Genomic DNA, 18644 nt, shown 5'->3' with positions numbered 1-18644 from the left:
AAGCTCAAAAAATAAAACCCTAGACATGTCTAGGGTTTTATTTTAAACAATATATGATTCCTAACCACTTCTTTTTTTTAGAAAAGCTACCGCCTTATTGCATCTGGGTGAGCAATAGGCGGCATGTACTTGCCTTGCTGTAAATTCGCTATTGCAGAAAACACACCTCTTGATATAACGGATACTTCCGTGTTGTCCGCCTATTTTGTAGACTCTCTCATATTTGTAGCTGAACCTACGAGTCTTTACTTCTTTCTCCATTCGTTTAGAATTTTGGGTTATATTATGGTGTATACTATGCCGTATACTATGGCTTGTACTATACTGTATACTCTACTGAATAAAGCCCTAATAATGTATTCTATTCAGTACGTGATGCCTATTTTTGGGTTATTAGGTATCGGGTTTCTGAATCATATGCTTAATTAGCATTTCGTTCAAGTCCTTATACCCTTCATATAGCTCAGATCGGTCTTTTACTTTCACTCCCTTGGAATGCAATTGAGCCAGTGCGTTTTTACCGGAAGGGTCATTGTCCAAGTAGGCGTTTACCAAATTAGCTTTTTGTAAATAAGGGAGTGCTTGTTTTAGATTGGTCGTTGAATTGAGGATTATAGTCGTGTTACGGGGTTGTAAAACGTCGAAATAGACCAGTGCTGATAAGAAGTCAAAGAAGCCTTCAAAAACGTTTACAGTGGCATTGTCAGAAGATGGAATGGTTGTAATCCCACTATGACCAATCCAGCTTTTAAATCCGGCACTACGCAAGGCGTAACTACCATTATCCGACCGGAAGCCAATCGAGTAATAATTACGGTTCCCATTTGTGTAATGAACCTCTTTAGCATAGATTTTTGCAAAGGAGAGGGGTATACCTCTAGACTCCACATAGCTGATCAATGCAAGGCTTTGTAGCTCTTTTACGGTGTTCAGTTGCAAGCAGTTTTCGATCTTTTCTTTTTTCGGCTCAAGAAAGGTTTTTCCGCTAAAAGAAAAAGATGGATTTTGATTTGCAACTAGTGATGCAAGTCGGTCAACCGCATTTATAAAATCAATTCCCTCCAATAGCCGAACCAATCTGATTACGTCTCCTTTTTCTCCGCTGCTGAAACAATTGAACTGATTGGTTTGTGGACGCACATAAAAGGACGGTGTTTTTTCTCCAGTCAAAGGAGATAGGTAAACCAGTTGGTTACCACTCGTTTTTTCAGGTTCAATACCTATTGAGCCTAGATATTCGACAATTAGATTTGGCCGTTGCTTTAACTGTTTACTGCTTTGGGAAGTCATCATTATTTTTTTCTTTTAGCGGTTATCCCTTTTCATTCCTGCCTTCCTGCTTACCTGAGTAGGGGAGTTTGTGAAAGGGTAAACCAAATATTGTTTTGAAGTGTAATTTGAAGTTGGGAAAAGCAAAGACTTTAAACAGGACAGACAAAGACGGACAGATTTATCTATATAAGGGTTTTTGTCCTGTCTGTCCTGAATGGCTGTTTTTTGCTGGCAAATAATGTTTGCTTTTTCTTGTTGATTTAGGTGATTTACCAAACATTCTAAATTCTGACCATTGCCTTTCAAGTTATTAATACCCATTTCTTGATTTCTGACAACTTTGAAAAAAGTAGGAAATCGACTTTTTTTTCTGGACAGACAAGACAGACCCCCTATATATATCTGTCCTGTCCGTCCTTTATAGAGAGACGGACATTGATACATTTCTTGGCTTGTCCGTCCGTCGTTATGTCTAAATTCAGGGCTTCCCTTTCTTTGGTGATTGCTCATGCTGGGAGAATTTCAGGGAGAATTTTATAGCTATCCTTCGGCTCACCAGTGAGAGTTAGGACATTGTATTTGTCCAGCATTTCAACAATCATTCGGCTAATAGCTTTCTGGTAAGCATCGTCACCTTGTCCAGCATTCTGCGGGACATTGGCTTTTAGACCTCTTACAAGTTCAGCACGACTCATGCGTATAGCATCACCGTAAACGGCTTTCGCAATTCGTCGTAACTCAGTAATACGCCCTTCTTTCTTGTCGATTTGCGACCGTAGTTCTTTGGTCTTCGCGTCAGTAAGGGAAATGAAGCCTTTGGCGGTTTCGTCGTATTGAAAAGCATAGCTGTCAAAATCTCCCGACCCTCTTAGGAGTTTGGGCTGAATCCAATGGGTTTTTGATTCACGGTCTTTCTTTACGGAAATTGCACCCCCGCATTTTCGTTCTGCTTCACTGCCCAGGTGACCACGTAATTTGCCCGTATTCTGAATCTCATGGATGAGTAGGACAATGGTAGTGCTTAGTTCGGTAGCCTTGCGCATGAAGAAATTGATTAATTCATTGCCCTTTTCTTCGTCGTTTGCACTACCTAGAAAATCAGTGATACCATCGATAATCCATAAAGCAGAATCTTGATAATGATTAAACAGGACTTCGAGAGAGTCCCGGTTTTGCTTGTATGCCTGATGCCGCCAATTGAAAATATGGAGGTTTGATGGTAGATGTTCAGTACGTAGGAGCTTTTTAATTTCGTCTTTTGCCTTCATGGTAAAGGCTTTCGGCTGTTCGGTGTCAATGTAGATAATGGGTCTTCCCTGACAGTATACCGAACGAATCCCCAAAGAATCAAACCCTTCGGGTAGCGTTTCCATTAAGGCAGTAGCCATGATGTATCGGCAAATCGTTGACTTGCCTGATTTAGCCATACCGGATACGAATGATATATCCCCTTTAATAGCAAAAATCCCGTCTTTGACGGAAATCGTAGCTTCAACGGGCGGAACATCACTTTCGTCCGTTAATTGGGTTAGCAGAATATCTGCAATTTTGGTTTTTGGCTTACCAGTCTGACTATCAGGGTAAAAACCATGAATGCCATTGCTTTTTGGCAATGGTGTTGTATCTTTGATTATCATTTTTAGCGAAATGTTTTAAATGTGTGAAGCTCTGACGTGTGGCGCGTCAGAGCTTTTTTTATGCTTGGTTACGATTAATGGCTTTTTCCATGTCCCGAATAATGGTAGCCGGTTGAACCTTGACATAGTGGCGTTCTGTCATGGCTGTATTCGTGTGGCCTAACATCATGGAGACATTCTTTAGACTCATTCCCTTATTCATCAGAACACTTGCTGCGGTTCGTCGGGCAACGTGAGTCGTTAGCCGTTTAGTCATATTTAAACAACCCGCAATCTGTTTGAGGTAGTTATTCATTTTCTGATTTGTCAGAACCGGTAGCATCACCCCATGTTCTTTACAATAGGGGTCATTTGCGTACTTTTCTAGTAACTCAACGGCTTGCGGAATGAGTGGAATAGTTGACGAAACTTTTGTTTTCTGTCGATCTTTCCGAATGTATTTCCATCCTGTTTCCTTATCACTCAAAATGTTGTCGGGAGAAAGATTCTTAACATCGGCGTAGGCCAATCCTGTATAACATTGGAATAGAAAAACGTCTTTAATCCGGTTGAGAGCCGGACTGAAAAGAGGACTTGTTTCCATCATTTCAAGTTCTTTCTCCGAGAGAATTTCACCTTGTTTGAAAACCTTTTGACCTCTGTAATTCATGAATGGATTTCTGATAATCCATTCATTTTCAACGGAAAAGTTCAATAGACGTTTGGCATATTGGACTATCTTTTCAGTGTAGTTGTGAGAGAAACGATGCTTCTTTTTTAAACCAATTAATAGCCCCTTCGCATCGGCAGGGGTAACCTGTTCTATTTTACACCCTTGGCCATATTGAAGGATGAAGAACTCGCCAATGATTTTAGCCCATTGGACGTGTCGTTCGTAGGTAGACAGTATAATATCTCCTACTTCATATTCTTTCTGAACACGCTCTAAAAACTGGTCAAAAGATTTAAGGAGAGTCGGGACTTGCTCAATAGCAAGCGACTCTCCAAATAAGGCTCCCTGAATCCGAGCAAGGTCAATGGGTTGTTCAGTAAGTACAAGGTGAGAATACAGCTTTTCCGCCCGGTTCTTGAGATCATTCAATAAGCGGGTTTTCTCAGGGTCATTTACAATACTATTTGTTATCACCTCCCAATCAACCAACTTACAATTAATGCCTGTTGAGAATAAACGTTTTTTGCCATTGTACATGAGACGGCAATAGATACCAGCCATTTTAAGGTTACTGGCTTTTTTACGGGCAATAAAGCCAACATTGAAAATCGGAGCCTTTGCGCGGTATTTTTGACTATCAGCTATTCTCAATAGCTGTTTCAGTCGATTGTTTTTAATGCTCATACAACAGGCTCAGATTTTGGTTGTAAGAGATCATTTACAGGAATACCGAAGTAGTCAGCCAGTATTAATGCTTCATGAGTATACATCGGTTTTTTGCCTTTGACAAGTTGCCAAAAACGAATACGGTTGATGCTGATTCTATTGTAGAACCTTTCATCAGGGGTGAACTTAAGATCACTTAAATGTTCATAGCGCTCTATTGCTGCGCTTAAAAAGGTATTGTTTTTTGAATTAGGCATATGTTTTGGTGTTATGATGCCACAAAGCAGGCAAAATAAAACCAATAAAACAAGTAATCATTGCCATTATTTTGGCAAAATATTACCAAATGTTTGTTGAAATAAAACCAATAAATTTGGGGTATGGAACTTTCAGAACGGATTAAGGCAATCAGAGAAGAGAAAAGAATCAAGTTAAGTGAGATGGCTACAGCGTTGGGCGTCGATGTGTCTAACTATGCTAAAATTGAGAAGAAAGGGAAAAAGCTCACATTAGAGCGAATAGAAGAAATTGCAGATGCTTTGGGAGTGTCACTTGCCGAATTGTTAGGTTATCAGGTTGATGGCGGTCAACAGACTGTAGGGCTGCAAAGTAGAATTCAAGAACTAGCAAACGAAAATGAAACCCTTAAAGCTGATCTCAAAAGAGAGAAGACAGAGAAGGATGTGTATATGAACATTGTACAATCGGGTCTTGATTTAATAAATACACTTTTTAAGAGAGAGAAAAAGGAAGAGACTACCATAGAGGGAGATAAATTTTCAGAGGAAGAGTTGGAGAGGCTAAAAGAGGCAATATCATTTAGTATAAAGAATAAAGTTTCTTTACCAAAATCTTAAAATAATACAAAACTTTAGTTGCTTGGTTTGTTCCGGAGGTTTATAATATGGCTTTACTTAATTCTAATAATCTAATTATTTAATCACTAATTATAAATTCTTTTAAAATGGAAGAGAAAGACTACATTAAAGAAAGGGTAAAGTTTTTAACTGAAATTTTGAAACTTCTCTTTAGCCTATTTCTTATTACAGTTGCTGGGTCATTTGTTTCCTTTCAACAATCTGATTACCATGATAAATATGCTGTACTATTTGCGCTTGGTACATTCTTTTGGATTTTTCTGTTGATAATAATTGCAGCAATGACTATTTTTTTATTAGACTATATTAAAATTTTAAATAGATAGATTATGTATTTTGGATATTTTGATATGTTTATTTCATTATTTGTGGCATCTTTATCCATAGGATTGTTGTCGCTACTTAAGATTACTAAATTGAATTTAGAAAAAGATAAGAAATTGATATTTGAAAAAGATAGAAACTTTGTTTTAAAATCTTACAATTTATTGGATAAAAAACTAAGTAAATATTTACATTTCCTTGAAAATTTTCATAATGAGGTAGATAATAATGAGATAGTTCAGATTACAAAGAAAGAATTAATAAGTTTAAGAAATAAATTAAAATTAATGCTTGAAGAGGATATGAAATTAATTGATAAAAACGAAAATGCTTTAAGAATTTCAAAAATGCATATTGAAGATTTAAAATATTCAATAAAAAAATATAAAAAAATAATTAAAGAGATCAAAATAGATTACCAAAATTATGTTTTCAAAAGAGATGAATCTACAGATTATTCAAATGATAATTACAGCTATGTTAAAACGGGTTCTCCTCTTGATAGTTTAAATTACTTAGCTAAAGAATACAACAGCATTAGGGAGACGCAAAAACCTGGAGATGAAAGGACTATATCTATGACTAAAGTTGTAAATCAAATGATAGAATTAATTCCCTACGTCAATATTATTAATATTGAGGAAAAGTTAAAAAGTAACAATAAAGGTAATAGATTAATTGGATATATTTATTTATATGTTAAATTAGATAAATTTCAAATTTTCACTCTCATAGATACAATCATAGATAAAGAAGATACACCATTTGGGCAATATTGGGGCTTAAAAGCAGTTAGTAATATTTTTTCAAACAAAGATATTCCTAAAGCTGTGCGAAATTATTGTTATAAAAAATTATTTAATTTTAGACAAAGACTTGAGCTCAATTCAGATAGATATCAAGAAGTAACTAAAATTCTCGGGTATTTAGATTATTAGAATAATTTTAATTTAAAGGCATGGAGTTTTCATGCTTTAACCACAATTTTGGCAACAATTTTTTAATAATAAACAAGTTAATTGGCTGTAAATGAATAAGTTAACCTCCTTTTATAGAGTATTATCTTTTTTAAAATTCGATTATTTCAGTGAGTCGTAACTTAAGGCGCTCAATCTCAGTAGTTTACTATGTTCCTCTCCCTCTGCTGAAAGCCTCAAAACACGCTGTTTTGGGGCTTTTCTGTTGATTTGATACCCTAATTGTCTCCTCCAGATTATCCTTTTCGTTTTGAGTGGGCTATAAGAATTTTTTCACCTAGTGATAAAATCCCCAACCATTTTTATGACCTGCTATGTAGGCGACCCGCATATTTATCGCTTTCCTTCTGCTTCCGTTTATACCATTCCCATTCATCGGCACTCATACCGTCGCCGTTTTTCTCCTGATGCCGGAGTTTTTTAAATACGTGCATCTGGATTCGTTTTTCCTGATTTTCGTTCAAACGTAACCCCGCTATCGCTTTTGTCGAATGTCTTAGAAGTTGTTTGAATGAAGGCCGGAGGCCTGTCCTGTCGATAGTCCACAGCCGATATCAACGAGTGGTAGCTCCGGAGGAGCGGCCTGAAGATGTTTTTAGACCGCTCCTCCGGAGCTACCACTCGTTGATATCGGCTATTGGCTATTGACAGATCGCCCTTCCAGGGCTCTCCCCGGTTAACTCAAACAACTTGTTAAGCTTGGCTAACGGAATCTTATTCTACATTATTTACAAATCAATGGATCGTATCATAATTATTTCATAAGATTTTGTACTATTGGAATTTCAATACACTTATCCAAACCAATCGATATGAAAACGACCGGTTTTACACTCCTGCTACTCATGACACTCGTTTCAGCGGCTTTGGCTCAAACGGAAAAAGGACGCTGGCAAGTGGGCGCGCAGGTGGGCAATCTGACCTACCAGCGCTTCAAAGTGTTTAAGGGCCATTCGCTGTCGGTGAACTTAACGCCGTCGGTGGGCTATTTTGTCGCTAAGAACCTGCTGGCGGGCGTTTCTGTACCCTTTTCAAATACCAGCAATCGCTATCAGGCTGGCCCATCGGATTACAATAATCGATCCATCGGCATCGGACCCTTCATCCGCTACTATGTGGGCAATTCGAGCGTTAAACCCTTTGCCGGGATTGGCTTTACCTACAATTCCACCGCCATCCGCTACGAAAGCCTCCTCAATCTGAATGACATAAAGCTGAAAGGGAGTTCGACCAACCTGGTTCCGGCGGTTGGCGCAGCCTGGTTTATCAACCGCAACGTGCTTTTGTCTGCCGGTTTTGGGTATTCATTTTACCATGCTAAAAACCAGGGTTTCCAGCAACCGAACCCCAACACATTGACAGTGACTCCGATTACGGAGAATTACCAGAAGTTATCGTTCGATGTCGGCTTTGCCTTGTTGTTTGGAAAGTAAACCTGAACAATGGGATTGCGGAGGGAAGAGTGCGTTAAATGGGTAGGAAAAAGGCCAAAAGATTGCGTGTTCCTGTGTCGCCAATCGCCCGAATTCGGTTTCTTTGTGTATGAGACGACGGCTACCCTTTTTCATTATATTCACCCTCCTCCTTTCCTGTACGGCGAAAAAGCAGAATGACCAACAAGCGTTGAGCGACATCCCGGTTTCGGGCCTTTCCGGCAAGGAATTGGCGATGGCGCATTGCAGCGGGTGCCATGCCTACGTGAGCCCCGACCTGCTGTCGAAAACGAACTGGCGGGATGTGCTGCCAGCCATGGGGCATCGGATGGGGATCTACAGCGGGGGCGTCCGGCCCGACAGTCTGTTTGAACCCGGCCTCAGCGGCACACTCGTACGGAATGCCCGGATCTATCCGGAAAAGCCGGTTCTGGCGCTGGAGGACTGGCGCAAAATCGAAGCCTATTACCTCGAAAATGCGCCGGACACGATTCTGCCCCCCGTTCGCCAAAGCAAAATCCGGATGGGACTCCGGCATTTCAAGCTCCGGGAACCGTCCCTGGCGCACCGCCCCGCCCTGACAACGCTGGTCAAGATTCTACCCGACAAACGCGGCATCGTGTTCAACGATGGCAAAGGCACCCGCAATACCTTGACCTTTCTGACCGCCGACCTGAACGAGCGGTTTAGCCTGGGGCTGGGTGCCACGCCGATCCAGTTTGATGAAAAAGGCAATGATCTGTATATCACCACGGTGGGTAAGGGCATTTTCCCAAACGATGCGCCCGACGGTGCCCTGCTGCGCTGGGTGAAAAATGGCACGGAACCGGGCTATAAACTGGGTAACATCGCCCTTTCCGGTTTGCGCCGACCCGTTTGCGTGGCCTACGGCGATTTGAACAAAGACGGTTTTGAAGACGTCGTGGCTTGTGAATTTGGCAACCAGACCGGGCAACTGGCGTGGTATGCCAGCAACGGGCGCGGGGGCTACGACCGGCGGGTTTTGCGGAACAAACCGGGTGCCATCACGGCCATCATCCGGGATGCCAACCACGACGGTTTGCCGGACATTTATGTGCTCATGGCGCAGGGCGATGAGGGCGTTTTTCTGTATGAAAACCAGGGGGCTGGCACGTTCAAGGAAAAACGCTTGCTGACTTTTTTGCCCCTCAACGGGTCGCAGCACATGGAACTGGTAGATTTCAACAAAGACGGTTTTGATGACATCGTGTATGTGAGTGGCGACAACGCCGATAAAACGCCGATCCTGAAGAAGTACCACGGGATATCTATTTACCTGAATGATGGAAAATCCAACTTCAAACAGGCGTATTTCTACCAACTGAATGGCGCGTACAAGGCGATGGTCCGCGATTTTGACCGGGATGGTGACCTGGATATGGCCGCGATTTCGTTTTTCCCGGACTATGGCCGCTATCAGGAAGAGAGCTTTGTCTATCTGGAAAACAAGGGCAAGTTAAAATTTGACGATTACTCGTTTCCCGAAGCTCCGAAAGGACGCTGGGTGGTGATGGACGCCGGTGACATGGATGCCGATGGCGACATCGATCTGGTGCTGGGTTCATTTGTGTATTTCATTCCGCAGGGCGACACCACCGGGCTGGGTAAAAAATGGCTGACCACCGGGCCTTCGATTGTGGTGCTGGAAAATACGATTCGGTAGATTGCCCCCAACCCCCTAAAGTGGGCTTTGAAATCCGGATATTTTTGCCCCCTTTAGGGGGTTGGGGGCAAAAACGCAAATCCTTTAGTTGCTTAAAACCGGTACTTTGCTCACCTTACTCACTTTCACGATGGAACATTACTACCAGCGGTTTTTCAGTTATGTCGGGGAGATTTTGAGTTTGCCCGACGAAGACAAGGCGTCCATTCGCCAGTCGTTCCAGCCGGTTTTTGTGCCTAAAGACACGATTATCGAACCGGCCGGGCAGGTTCCCCAATACCATAATTTTATCGTTTCGGGGTACATGCGCAACTTTTACGTAGACCCGGATGCCAACGAAATCACGACCGACCTCAACGAGGGTTCCCGGTTTTTTACGTCGTATTTCCATTTTATGAACCGCACGGTTTCCAACGAAAACCTGCACTGCATTACCGATTGCGAACTGCTTCGCATCAGTCGGGAGGACGTGGACATTGGGGCGCAGCGCAGCCGTACGCAGAAAGATTACACGATTCAGATTCTGCAAAAACACCTCGAAGAAGAAAAGTCGCGGATCAACGACATGACCAGTCTGACGGCCGAAGACCGGTATCGGAAATTTCTCCGGCAGAAACCCACCATCATTCAGCACGTGCCGTTGCGCTATGTGGCGTCGTATCTGGGCATTACACAGCGGCACCTGAGCCGACTCCGGAGCGGTTTGGCTTCCTGACGTCCATACCCCAATCCAACCGCTCATCCGAATAGGACATTTGTCTACCCGGCAAAAAACCGGTTCGTCTTAGGTTTAGGGAAAACTTAACGGCTTTTCCGCTATGACGACAACTACTGCGATCTCCCCATCCAAAGAAGCAACCACTTCGACCGCTACCCGAATCCTGACCATTGCGGCCACCGTCTGGCTGGTGGTGGCAACGGTGGGGCAATGGATTTTTGGCCTCTACATTCTCCTGTCTTACGGGAAAGCTACCCTGACGGGCGATTTTGAACGGTGGAACCAGGTTTTGTCGCACAGCTACGTTGAAGGCGACTGGAAAGGCAATACCGTCGTTGGCGTTCACATCCTGCTGGCCGCGGTTCTGGTCATTGGCGGCCCCCTCCAACTCATGCCGTTCATTCGGCAAACCTTTCCCCGGTTTCATCGCTGGCTCGGCCGGACCTACGTCACGACGGCCATCGTGGTCAGTTCGGCGGGGTTGTTGATGGTCTGGACGCGGGGTTCCATCGGCGATTTAACCCAGCAAATCAGCATCAGCCTCCAGGCCATTTACATCATTTCGTTTGCCCTGCTCGCCATTCGATCCGCCAGAGCCCGTCAGTTCGACCAGCACCGGGTCTGGGCGCTGCGGTTGTTCATGGTGGTCAATGGCGTCTGGTTTTTCCGGGTGGGGCTGATGGGCTGGCTGCTGATCAACGGTGGTCCGGTCGGTTTTGATCCGGAAACGTTTACCGGCCCTTTTCTGACGGCGCTGGCGGTTTTTACCTATGCCATCCCGGTTTCGCTGCTGGTGCTGGAATTGTATTTTTATGCGCAGAAAAAACCGGATAAGACCTTCCGGCTCATCACCGCAGCCCTCATTTTTCTGTGTACGGTCATCATGGCCATCGGGATTTTTGGGGCCACGATGGGGATGTGGCTGCCCCGAATTTGAAGGATTGTATTTCCAGTCAGTTCCGGTTTCACGAACGACAATGGGAAAATGTTTCTTAAACTCTTGCGTAGTTACTACGCAAGAGTTATTTTTATAAGACGATCCACCACCGTATGACCAGGAAAAATTTACAGGAATTGATTAGCACACACCGGGCGCAGATGGAATACTGCAAACGGCTACTCGACCAGAGCTACTATGATCTTGAAGCAAGGGACGAAGAAACCAAATGGATTAACCGCTACCTAAAACACAATAAAATCGTAGAATGGCTGGAAAGCCAAACGCCAGACGAAGAATAAATAAAACCGGGAGCCACGCGCCCACGATAACCCGATCGAATATGATAACGGAAAAAGTAAGTGAAGAAAAAGCATTGGCTGCGTTTGAAAAAGCATCCGATGAAAGCCTGACAATCATCAAGGGACACGGCTTTGAACTCGACATGGCCGAATGGCTGACCATCGCCCGGTATTCCAAAAAATACGCTATCCCGCAAAGCACCATTACCAGTTGGATTGCCAGGGGTGTCATTCCGGGTGATGCCGTTCAGGATTTGCCCGAATTGAACAACATCCGGCTGATTAAGGATCAACCCTATCGGTAGACGACGCCAACGAAAAACCCACCAACAGCGTGTCGGCGGGTTTTTCAGGTTCAGCAGGTTAGATACGATCCCGTGACCTGCGCTGGATTTCGATTTACTGCTTATCCCACCACACTCGGGTTTTGTAATTATCCGCTCCCTGACGGGCCACGGCGGCATTGTAGTTGGCGGCATTCAAAACCGGCTCGTCGTCCGGGTAGCGCAGCCGGCGGGGATAGGTGCCGCCGGTTTCGTTGTCGGGGTAGTTGACCGGGGTTAGTTTCGGATAGCCGGAACGACGGACGTTGGCATAGGACTCATAACCGTTCAGAAAGGTCGCGACCCAATATTCGGAGTTGATCTGCTCGAATGCTTTTTCCTTGTCGGCAACACCCACAAACGGATTGGCGGTTAAGTAGGCCGTGATATCGGCATCCGGAATGGTGGCCGACCCGTCGTATTGCTGGAGCGTCTTCATTGCGCCGGTCACCCCGTTCCGGTAGAACTGGGCGGCATCGCCGGGAATCCAGCCCCGGACGGCGGCTTCCGCCAGCAGCAACTGAACTTCGCCGTACGTCAGCAGCATCCGGGGGCCGTCGAGCTTGGCAAACACATCCCGGTTGACGCCCGAAAACTGGTGTTCCTGGCCCGCTGCTGTCGGGTTGTAACTGGGGTCTTTGGGCAGCGTAATTCGGTCCAGTCCGTTGGGCATCCCTTTCTGAACCGCCGGATCGGTGTTTTTGGTCGCCACATTGGTCGGATCAGTGTAGACCGCCACCGTGTATTTCAGCCGGGGATCGTTGTGGCTTTTCATGTAGTCGAAAAACGTCTTGGCAATTTTACCCGGACTTCGGCCCGACACGCTCAAGGTCCAGCTCTGGCCGTTGGTCAGCACTTCCTGCGTCCCGGCTTTGTCGGTTCCCTTGATAAACAGGTTGTCGTCGATGGCCGTAAAAACACCCCCCGCAAAGGCCTTTTTGACCCAGGACTCGGCAGCGGCCGGGTCTACTTTGGACATCCGCATGCCGAGACGAAGCATCATGGAATAGCCAAACCGTTTCCATTTGGCTATGTTCCCCGCGTAGACAATGTCGGATGAGGTGTATAGCGTCTTGCTGGCGTCGAGTTTGGCGGTGGCATCTTCCAGTTCGCTCAGCATGTGGGCATAAATGTCCTTCTGCGCGTCGTATTTGGGTTTGTAAATCTGCTGGTAATAGCCCTGATTCGCTTCAAAATACGGCAGGTCGCCGTACATATCCGTCAGCCGGTGGAAAATCACCGTTTTCCAGATCCGGGCCATGTGGTACAGATTGTGGTATTGCGGTTTGTCTTTCGACAGCGTAATGACGTCCTCAATCAGTTTGGACGAACCCGCAATGGCGTTGTAGGTGCCTTTCCACATAGCCTCATTATTGCCCTTGTGGTAGACGTACTTATCACCCTGAAAATCAAAAATCCCTACGTTGCTCAGCGTCGCCATGTGCTGAACGAAGGGTTCGGCATAATTCAGGCTGGTGGCTTCATCGCCCTTCGCCGTGTTATACTGCCCGGTCGTAAACAGATACGCCGGGTTGAACCGGTCGGCGGTAACGGCGTTGGGGTCTTTGTTCAGGTCTTCAAACCCATTGTCACAGGCCGAAAGGAAAAACAGGCAGCCGGTGAAAACTATATAAACGATCTTTTTCATGTCAATTTAGGATAACCGGTACGAAACTAGAATTTCAAATTCACATTGAACCCGTAGCTCCGGGTTGGGGGCAAAGGAGTTGATTCGATCCCCTGATCGTTGCCAGCCGAAAGATTCGTTTCGGGATCGAGTCCGGGGGTGTGTTTCATCAGAATGCTCAGGTTCCGGCCCACCAGCGAGACACTGGCACCCTTGACAAACCCGATTTTTTCGTAGAGGGATTTCGGCAAGGCGTAGGTGAGCGATACATACCGTAGCTTGATAAAACTGGCGTCGTAGATGTAGTCGTCCAGTGCATCCCGTCGCCGGACCGTAATGGCCCGGTTATTCACGCGGTCCGCCGTCACCAGAAATTTATTCTCCTCACCGCTTTCGGTCACACCCGGCAGAACCGCTCCTGATGCTCTTCCCAACAGCGATTGCAAAGACATGCCGCGGTGGTCGAGACTGTAGTTGGTTTCGGAGTAAATCTTGCCGCCAAATTTGCCGTCCACCTGCGCCGACAGCGTGAAGTTTTTGTACGCAAAATTGTTGATAATCCCGGTCGTGTATTTGTTGATCCCGGACCCGAACGCTACCACGTTGGCAGGGACGATCGGCAATCCGGTGGCGTCGATCACATCCCGACCCTGCGCATCCCGTTTGATCGTGCGACCCACAATCTGCGAATATTCTTCCCCTTCGACATGCTTGATAAACGCTTTCGTAGACGTCGCCAGAATCAGCTCTTTGGACGTGTTCGAAATCTTCAGCACCTTGCTTTTGTTGTAGGCCAGGTTAAACGAAACATCCCAGCGGAAGTTGCTGGTCGTGACCGGTTTGGCCGTAATCAGCAGTTCAACCCCCCGGTTGCGGATTTCGCCGACGTTGACCGATACCCCGGAATACCCGGTGGTCGAGGAAATACTCTCGACGGCGATGTCGTTGGTGGTCAGCTTGTTGTAAACGGCCAGGTCGAAGCCGAGCTTGTTGTTGAATAACCGCAAATCCAGACCCGCTTCAAACTCGTTGACACTCAGCGGCCGCAGGCTGCTGTTGGGTACGGTAAACTGGTTGATGGTTCCGAGCGAACGGCCGTCGTAGTTGTAGGGAAGCAGGCCGTAGGTCAGGTTGAGCAGATAGGGGTCGGTATCACCGCCCACGGCCGCATAGGCAACCCGCAGCTTGCCGAAGCTGATGGCCCGGGGCATGTCAAACGCCTGCGAGAACACGAAACTCACCCCCGCCGACGGGTAGAAGAAGTTGTTCGACTTGGGGTTCAGGGTTGAAAACCAGTCATTCCGGCCCGTGAGGTTCAGATACAGGTAGTTGCGGTAGCTGAGTTCTGCCGTGGCAAAAACCGAGTTGATCTTTTTGTCGTACGTCGCCGTCGTGGTGTTCCGGTTGGCGGTATTGTTGATCACGTGCAATTGGGGAACTACGAAACCGGAGCCGAGAATTGTCGTCGTATACCGGTGCTGCGCCATGAGGTTACCACCCAGATTCACCGACAGGTCGAAATCCTTGTTCAGGCTCCGGTTCAAACCGATCAGCCCTTCAAAGTTCCGCTCCCAGAACGTCTGCTGCGACTGGTCGATCTGACCCGCCGGCCGGTAGCCCGTTCCTTCGGGAACAATTTTGTTGGTCATAAAACCGTAGTAATCCTGTCCGACTTTTCCCTGAATAAAAAGCCAGTCAGCTATGTTGTATCGCAGATTCACGGTCGAAATAAACCGGTCTTTGTTGGTCTGGTTTTTAATCCGGTTGAGGGTGTAATACGGGTTGGTCGCGTTCAAATCCGTTCCCAGAACCTTTTCCTTGTAATTGTCATCGTAGCCCGGCGACAGGGCGCTGGTCGGCATGTTGCTGTTGACATACAGGATTGTTCCGGCACTGTTTCCCGAGTTGCCCGTAAACACGTAGCGGTTGTCGACGCGCTCGTTGATGTAATCGACATTGGCCGCCAGGTTCAGATTTTTGGAAATGTTCTGATTGAGCCCCAGGCTGATGTTGTTCCGTCGCATACTGGCATTAGGAATGATGCCCTTGTTCCGCATGTCGGTGATCCCCAGCCGGAAACTGCCTTTGTCGCCACCGCCCGAAAACGAGATGTTGTTGGTGTTGGTGTGGCCTACGCCGTAGAAATCCTCCAATACCTGATCTTTTACGTACGAATAGGGCCGCTTTATTCCATCCAGTTGAATCGTTTCGGAGCCGTCATACAACGCGCCCCAGTGGTTTTGCCCGTGGTTAGCGGCATCCTGCTGGCTGGCCGGTTTTACACCGCCGTAGCCCTGGCCGTACTGTTTTTGCAGTTCCCAGAGAAAAAAGGGCACCTCGAAGGTGTTGTTGGTATTGAATTCAACGCCGAGTCCCTTGTTGCCCTTGCCCGACTTGGTCGTGATGACGATGGCCCCGTTTTTGGCTCTGGAACCGTACAGGGCCGCTGCCGTAGCGCCTTTCAAAACCGTAATGTCTTCGACATCGTCGGGGTTGATGCTGGAAATGTTATCGCCGAAGTCCGGGTTGTCGTTTTTCGGTCCACCGAACTGGGTGTTGTCCATCGGCAGCCCGTTGATGATGTACAGCGGCTGGTTGTTGCCCGAAATCGAGGTGTTTCCGCGAATGGTCACGCGGCTGGAACCGGCTGGTCCCGTTGCTGCCGGACTGATGTTGACCCCCGCTACTTTGCCGTTCAATGAATTGGCAAAGTTGGTTTCCCGGGTTTTGGTAAAACTTTCGCCATCGACTTTGGTGACCGAATAGCCGAGCGATTTGGTCTCCTTGCGAATCCCAAGGGCGGTCACTACCACTTCGTCCAGTGCCTTACTTTCGGCCAGAAGCCTGATTTCCAAGGTCGTGCGGTTGGCTATCGGAACTTCCTGCGCCGTATACCCCACAAAAGAAAAAACAAGCACCGAATTCATCGAAGGCACATCGATCGAAAAGTTGCCCCCCGCGTCGGTGGTGGTTCCTTTCTGGGTGCCTTTCAGCAAAATGCTGACGCCGGGCAGTGCATCGCCTTTTTCGTCGGTGACTTTCCCTTTGATGATTTCAACCGGTTTGGGCAGCGACCGGGTCCGCTCGATCGTTGCGGTTTTTCGTTCCGGTGTTGCCGGCCGCAGAACCGGCGCCGAATGGGCCGTGGTCGCCACAATGGCCATAGCGGTGAGCAGGGTACACCGCTTGCTGAACCATGCGAAGGGTGTACCAGTGTCTGGTAAAACTAATCCTTTCATGCAAAAAATTGGGTTTGGAATATTCAGGAATCGTTACAGGGACGTCATAGAGATGGGATGCGTCGGTTTAATCATTACATATACGTTCCTATGCCAATAGTGTACTACGATTATTTCTATTTTTAAAAAATAAATTGCAAAATGGCTGTGCGGGTACTTCGGTAAGAAATATTTACTCTCAAAATCCGCCTATTTCCGGCCCGGAAGGCGTTTCAGGAAGGACTTGAAAAAAAAGAGGACGGATCGAGAGTACCGATTGCGATAATTCGGAGTATTACTGTTTAGGCCAGGGAACACTGATTGGACGGATCGAACGGATTCACACAGATAAAAATCCGTTCTAATCCGTTTCAATCCGTCCAATCAGCGTTCCCATCCCAATCTAAACCCTGATGATCAATGAAACCACTTACTCCCTTTTCCCGACGGGAATTTCTGGAAAAAATGACCCCGGCCGCTGTGGCTGTTCTCGCCGGTGCCCAGACGCTTCTGCCCGCAACGACCCAGGCAAAAACCGTAGCCAGCGGATTCGGGCGGGACGAAAAAAAGTTTGTTCCGGTGATGATCACCCCTTTCGACTCCAATTCCGCCATTGATTATGACCGGCTTTCCCGGCTGATCGACTTTTACCTGAAGGCCGGAGCCAAAGGTTTTTTTGCCAATTGCCTGAGCAGTGAAATGTACTTTCTGACCAACCAGGAACGGATTGCGCTGACCCGGCACGTGGTGAAGCGGGTGAACGGAAAAGTCCCGGTGGTGTCGACGGGTTCATTCGGGGATACGCTGAACGCAAAAGCCGACTTTGCCCGGAAAATTCACGATACCGGTGTGGATGGGGTGATTCTGATTTCGGGCCATTTTGCGGACAAGGAGGAAAGTGATGCGGTTTTGACGGAGAATGTTGAAAAGTTTCTTTCGCAAACTGGTACTATGAAGGTCGGGACGTATGAATGTCCGAACCCCTACAAGCGGCTGCTTTCGCCCGGTGTGTTCAAATCGCTGGTTGCCAACAAGCGGATGATCTACCACAAAGACACCTCCGAAGACCTGAAAAACATCGAAACCAAACTGGAAATCGCCAAAGGTTCCCAACTGGAATTCTACAATGCGCATACCGCTACCGCCGTGGCATCGCTGCAAAAAGGAGCGCGGGGTATGTCGCCGATCTCCGGTAATTTTTACCCCGAAATCCATAGCTGGTTGTGCCGGAATGCCAACGATCCCTCGAAAAAGGCGGATCTCGACTGGATTCAGTCCGAAATTACCCGAACCGAACCCATTATCTCGAAATTTTATCCGCTCAGTTCCAAGTATTTTTTGAAAAAAAGAGGAGTGCCTCTGGAACTGGTGTGCCGGGCCAAGGCCCAATCCATTCCGGCGGAGCAGATAAAAATTCTGGATGATACCTACACGACGTTTCTCGGCTGGTGCGAGCGGCTGGAAATCAACGGGTAAAAGTCAACATGCGATTGGATGGGAACGCGGATGGATCGGGCGGATTGTCGCAGATAAAAATCCGTTCAATCCGCGTTCCCGTCTTCATTGACCCGGTCGCCCGACTGCCGGGCTGCGACTACCGATTGCTCAAAGTCTTCCGGAGACAATGACGAAAACTCGTTGACAAACAGGATCGGCCCGGTTTCGGCTTCCGCATATTCCGTACCCATTCGCAGCCATAAATTCCAGTCCGGGGCCTGCATGTGAGAAATGGTCCCGACTACTTTTGAGTCTTCCGGGCGTTGGGCGTAGAGGCTGGCATAGCTGGCCACCAGGTTCGGCAGTTGCCGCAAAAAAGCGTTCTGTACCTCCGTTGGAAGTTGATTGAATGTAAGCCGGGCCTCGTCGGCCCAGTGCGTATCGAAAGTAGATTCCATGCTTAGGGGTAATAAAAGGCGGTTCCTGTTTCCCGGTTTATGGGAGAAACAGGCGTCCAAGATACCCATCTTTTGCATAGGCTTCGACTCCCCGTTGCCTT

The 18644-nt window shown here is 46.9% G+C and carries 18 protein-coding genes; 10 read left to right on the top strand and 8 right to left on the bottom strand.

All coding sequences use genetic code 11. The annotated features are described in order from the left end of the window. Positions 1 to 393: 393 nt before the first annotated feature. The 5 genes from ACS5NO_RS24590 to ACS5NO_RS24570 are packed head-to-tail and all read right to left on the bottom strand — an operon-like array spanning position 394 to position 4484. A complete protein-coding gene (locus ACS5NO_RS24590) occupies positions 394 to 1293 on the bottom strand; it encodes a DUF8464 domain-containing protein (protein ID WP_439417584.1) in 900 nt (299 codons plus the stop codon). Between the two features lie 12 nt (positions 1294 to 1305). Beyond that, the gene (locus ACS5NO_RS24585; protein ID WP_439417583.1) at positions 1306 to 1782 is read right to left on the bottom strand and encodes a hypothetical protein; all 477 of its coding nucleotides are present in this window, start codon (positions 1780 to 1782) and stop codon (positions 1306 to 1308) included. Then, entirely contained in the window at positions 1779 to 2909 is a 1131-nt protein-coding gene (locus ACS5NO_RS24580) for a hypothetical protein (RefSeq protein ID WP_439417582.1), read from the bottom strand. Before ACS5NO_RS24580 ends, ACS5NO_RS24585 begins: the two co-directional genes overlap by 4 nt. Positions 2910 to 2967: 58 nt before the next feature. Beyond that, positions 2968 to 4245 carry a site-specific integrase gene (locus ACS5NO_RS24575; RefSeq protein WP_439417581.1) on the bottom strand — a complete coding sequence of 426 codons (1278 nt, stop codon included), beginning with the start codon at positions 4243 to 4245 and terminating at the stop codon, positions 2968 to 2970. Next, positions 4242 to 4484, bottom strand: coding sequence for a hypothetical protein (locus ACS5NO_RS24570; protein WP_439417580.1), 243 nt, complete (start codon positions 4482 to 4484; stop codon positions 4242 to 4244). The genes ACS5NO_RS24575 and ACS5NO_RS24570 overlap by 4 nt, the downstream gene beginning before the upstream one ends. Before the next feature lie 123 nt (positions 4485 to 4607). Here ACS5NO_RS24570 and ACS5NO_RS24565 point away from each other — a divergent pair, with 123 nt between their 5' ends. From ACS5NO_RS24565 to ACS5NO_RS24525, 9 genes are all read left to right on the top strand, one after another. Then, complete coding sequence (locus tag ACS5NO_RS24565; RefSeq protein ID WP_439417579.1) at positions 4608 to 5084, top strand: helix-turn-helix domain-containing protein; 477 nt, start codon at positions 4608 to 4610, stop codon at positions 5082 to 5084. Positions 5085 to 5191: 107 nt separating this feature from the next. After that, positions 5192 to 5431 (top strand): hypothetical protein, encoded by a 240-nt coding sequence (locus tag ACS5NO_RS24560; RefSeq protein ID WP_439417578.1) that lies wholly within the window; start codon positions 5192 to 5194, stop codon positions 5429 to 5431. A gap of 3 nt (positions 5432 to 5434) precedes the next feature. Beyond that, positions 5435 to 6367, top strand: coding sequence for a hypothetical protein (locus ACS5NO_RS24555; RefSeq protein WP_439417577.1), 933 nt, complete (start codon positions 5435 to 5437; stop codon positions 6365 to 6367). Between the two features lie 851 nt (positions 6368 to 7218). Continuing rightward, a complete protein-coding gene (locus ACS5NO_RS24550; protein ID WP_439417576.1) occupies positions 7219 to 7839 on the top strand; it encodes an outer membrane beta-barrel protein in 621 nt (206 codons plus the stop codon). Between the two features lie 109 nt (positions 7840 to 7948). Beyond that, a complete protein-coding gene (locus ACS5NO_RS24545; protein ID WP_439417575.1) occupies positions 7949 to 9523 on the top strand; it encodes an FG-GAP repeat domain-containing protein in 1575 nt (524 codons plus the stop codon). 130 nt (positions 9524 to 9653) lie between these two features. Beyond that, complete coding sequence (locus tag ACS5NO_RS24540; RefSeq protein ID WP_439417574.1) at positions 9654 to 10238, top strand: Crp/Fnr family transcriptional regulator; 585 nt, start codon at positions 9654 to 9656, stop codon at positions 10236 to 10238. 103 nt (positions 10239 to 10341) lie between these two features. Continuing rightward, positions 10342 to 11178 (top strand): DUF2306 domain-containing protein, encoded by an 837-nt coding sequence (locus ACS5NO_RS24535; protein ID WP_439417573.1) that lies wholly within the window; start codon positions 10342 to 10344, stop codon positions 11176 to 11178. 113 nt (positions 11179 to 11291) lie between these two features. Beyond that, a complete protein-coding gene (locus ACS5NO_RS24530) occupies positions 11292 to 11480 on the top strand; it encodes a hypothetical protein (RefSeq protein WP_439417572.1) in 189 nt (62 codons plus the stop codon). A gap of 41 nt (positions 11481 to 11521) precedes the next feature. Beyond that, a complete protein-coding gene (locus ACS5NO_RS24525) occupies positions 11522 to 11785 on the top strand; it encodes a hypothetical protein (RefSeq protein ID WP_439417571.1) in 264 nt (87 codons plus the stop codon). A gap of 94 nt (positions 11786 to 11879) precedes the next feature. On the opposite strand, the gene ACS5NO_RS24520 is transcribed toward ACS5NO_RS24525, so the two are convergent. Next, positions 11880 to 13451 carry a SusD/RagB family nutrient-binding outer membrane lipoprotein gene (locus ACS5NO_RS24520; RefSeq protein ID WP_439417570.1) on the bottom strand — a complete coding sequence of 524 codons (1572 nt, stop codon included), beginning with the start codon at positions 13449 to 13451 and terminating at the stop codon, positions 11880 to 11882. 26 nt (positions 13452 to 13477) lie between these two features. Then, positions 13478 to 16669: a SusC/RagA family TonB-linked outer membrane protein gene (locus ACS5NO_RS24515; protein ID WP_439417569.1), complete on the bottom strand. Its 3192-nt coding sequence runs from the start codon at positions 16667 to 16669 to the stop codon at positions 13478 to 13480. A 399-nt stretch (positions 16670 to 17068) separates the two neighbouring features. Between ACS5NO_RS24515 and ACS5NO_RS24510 the strand changes: the two genes are divergently transcribed. After that, positions 17069 to 18124, top strand: a complete 1056-nt coding sequence (locus ACS5NO_RS24510) for a dihydrodipicolinate synthase family protein (protein WP_439417568.1) — start codon at positions 17069 to 17071, stop codon at positions 18122 to 18124. Between the two features lie 65 nt (positions 18125 to 18189). Here ACS5NO_RS24510 and ACS5NO_RS24505 read toward each other — a convergent pair whose 3' ends face one another. Next, the gene (locus tag ACS5NO_RS24505; protein ID WP_439417567.1) at positions 18190 to 18543 is read right to left on the bottom strand and encodes a hypothetical protein; all 354 of its coding nucleotides are present in this window, start codon (positions 18541 to 18543) and stop codon (positions 18190 to 18192) included. Positions 18544 to 18644 lie beyond the last annotated feature (101 nt).

Source organism: Larkinella fluvii (genome assembly GCF_051857545.1).
Lineage (GTDB): Bacteria > Bacteroidota > Bacteroidia > Cytophagales > Spirosomataceae > Larkinella.
Note: the sequence above shows the minus strand (reverse complement) of the source record. Positions and strands in the feature narration are given on the sequence as shown.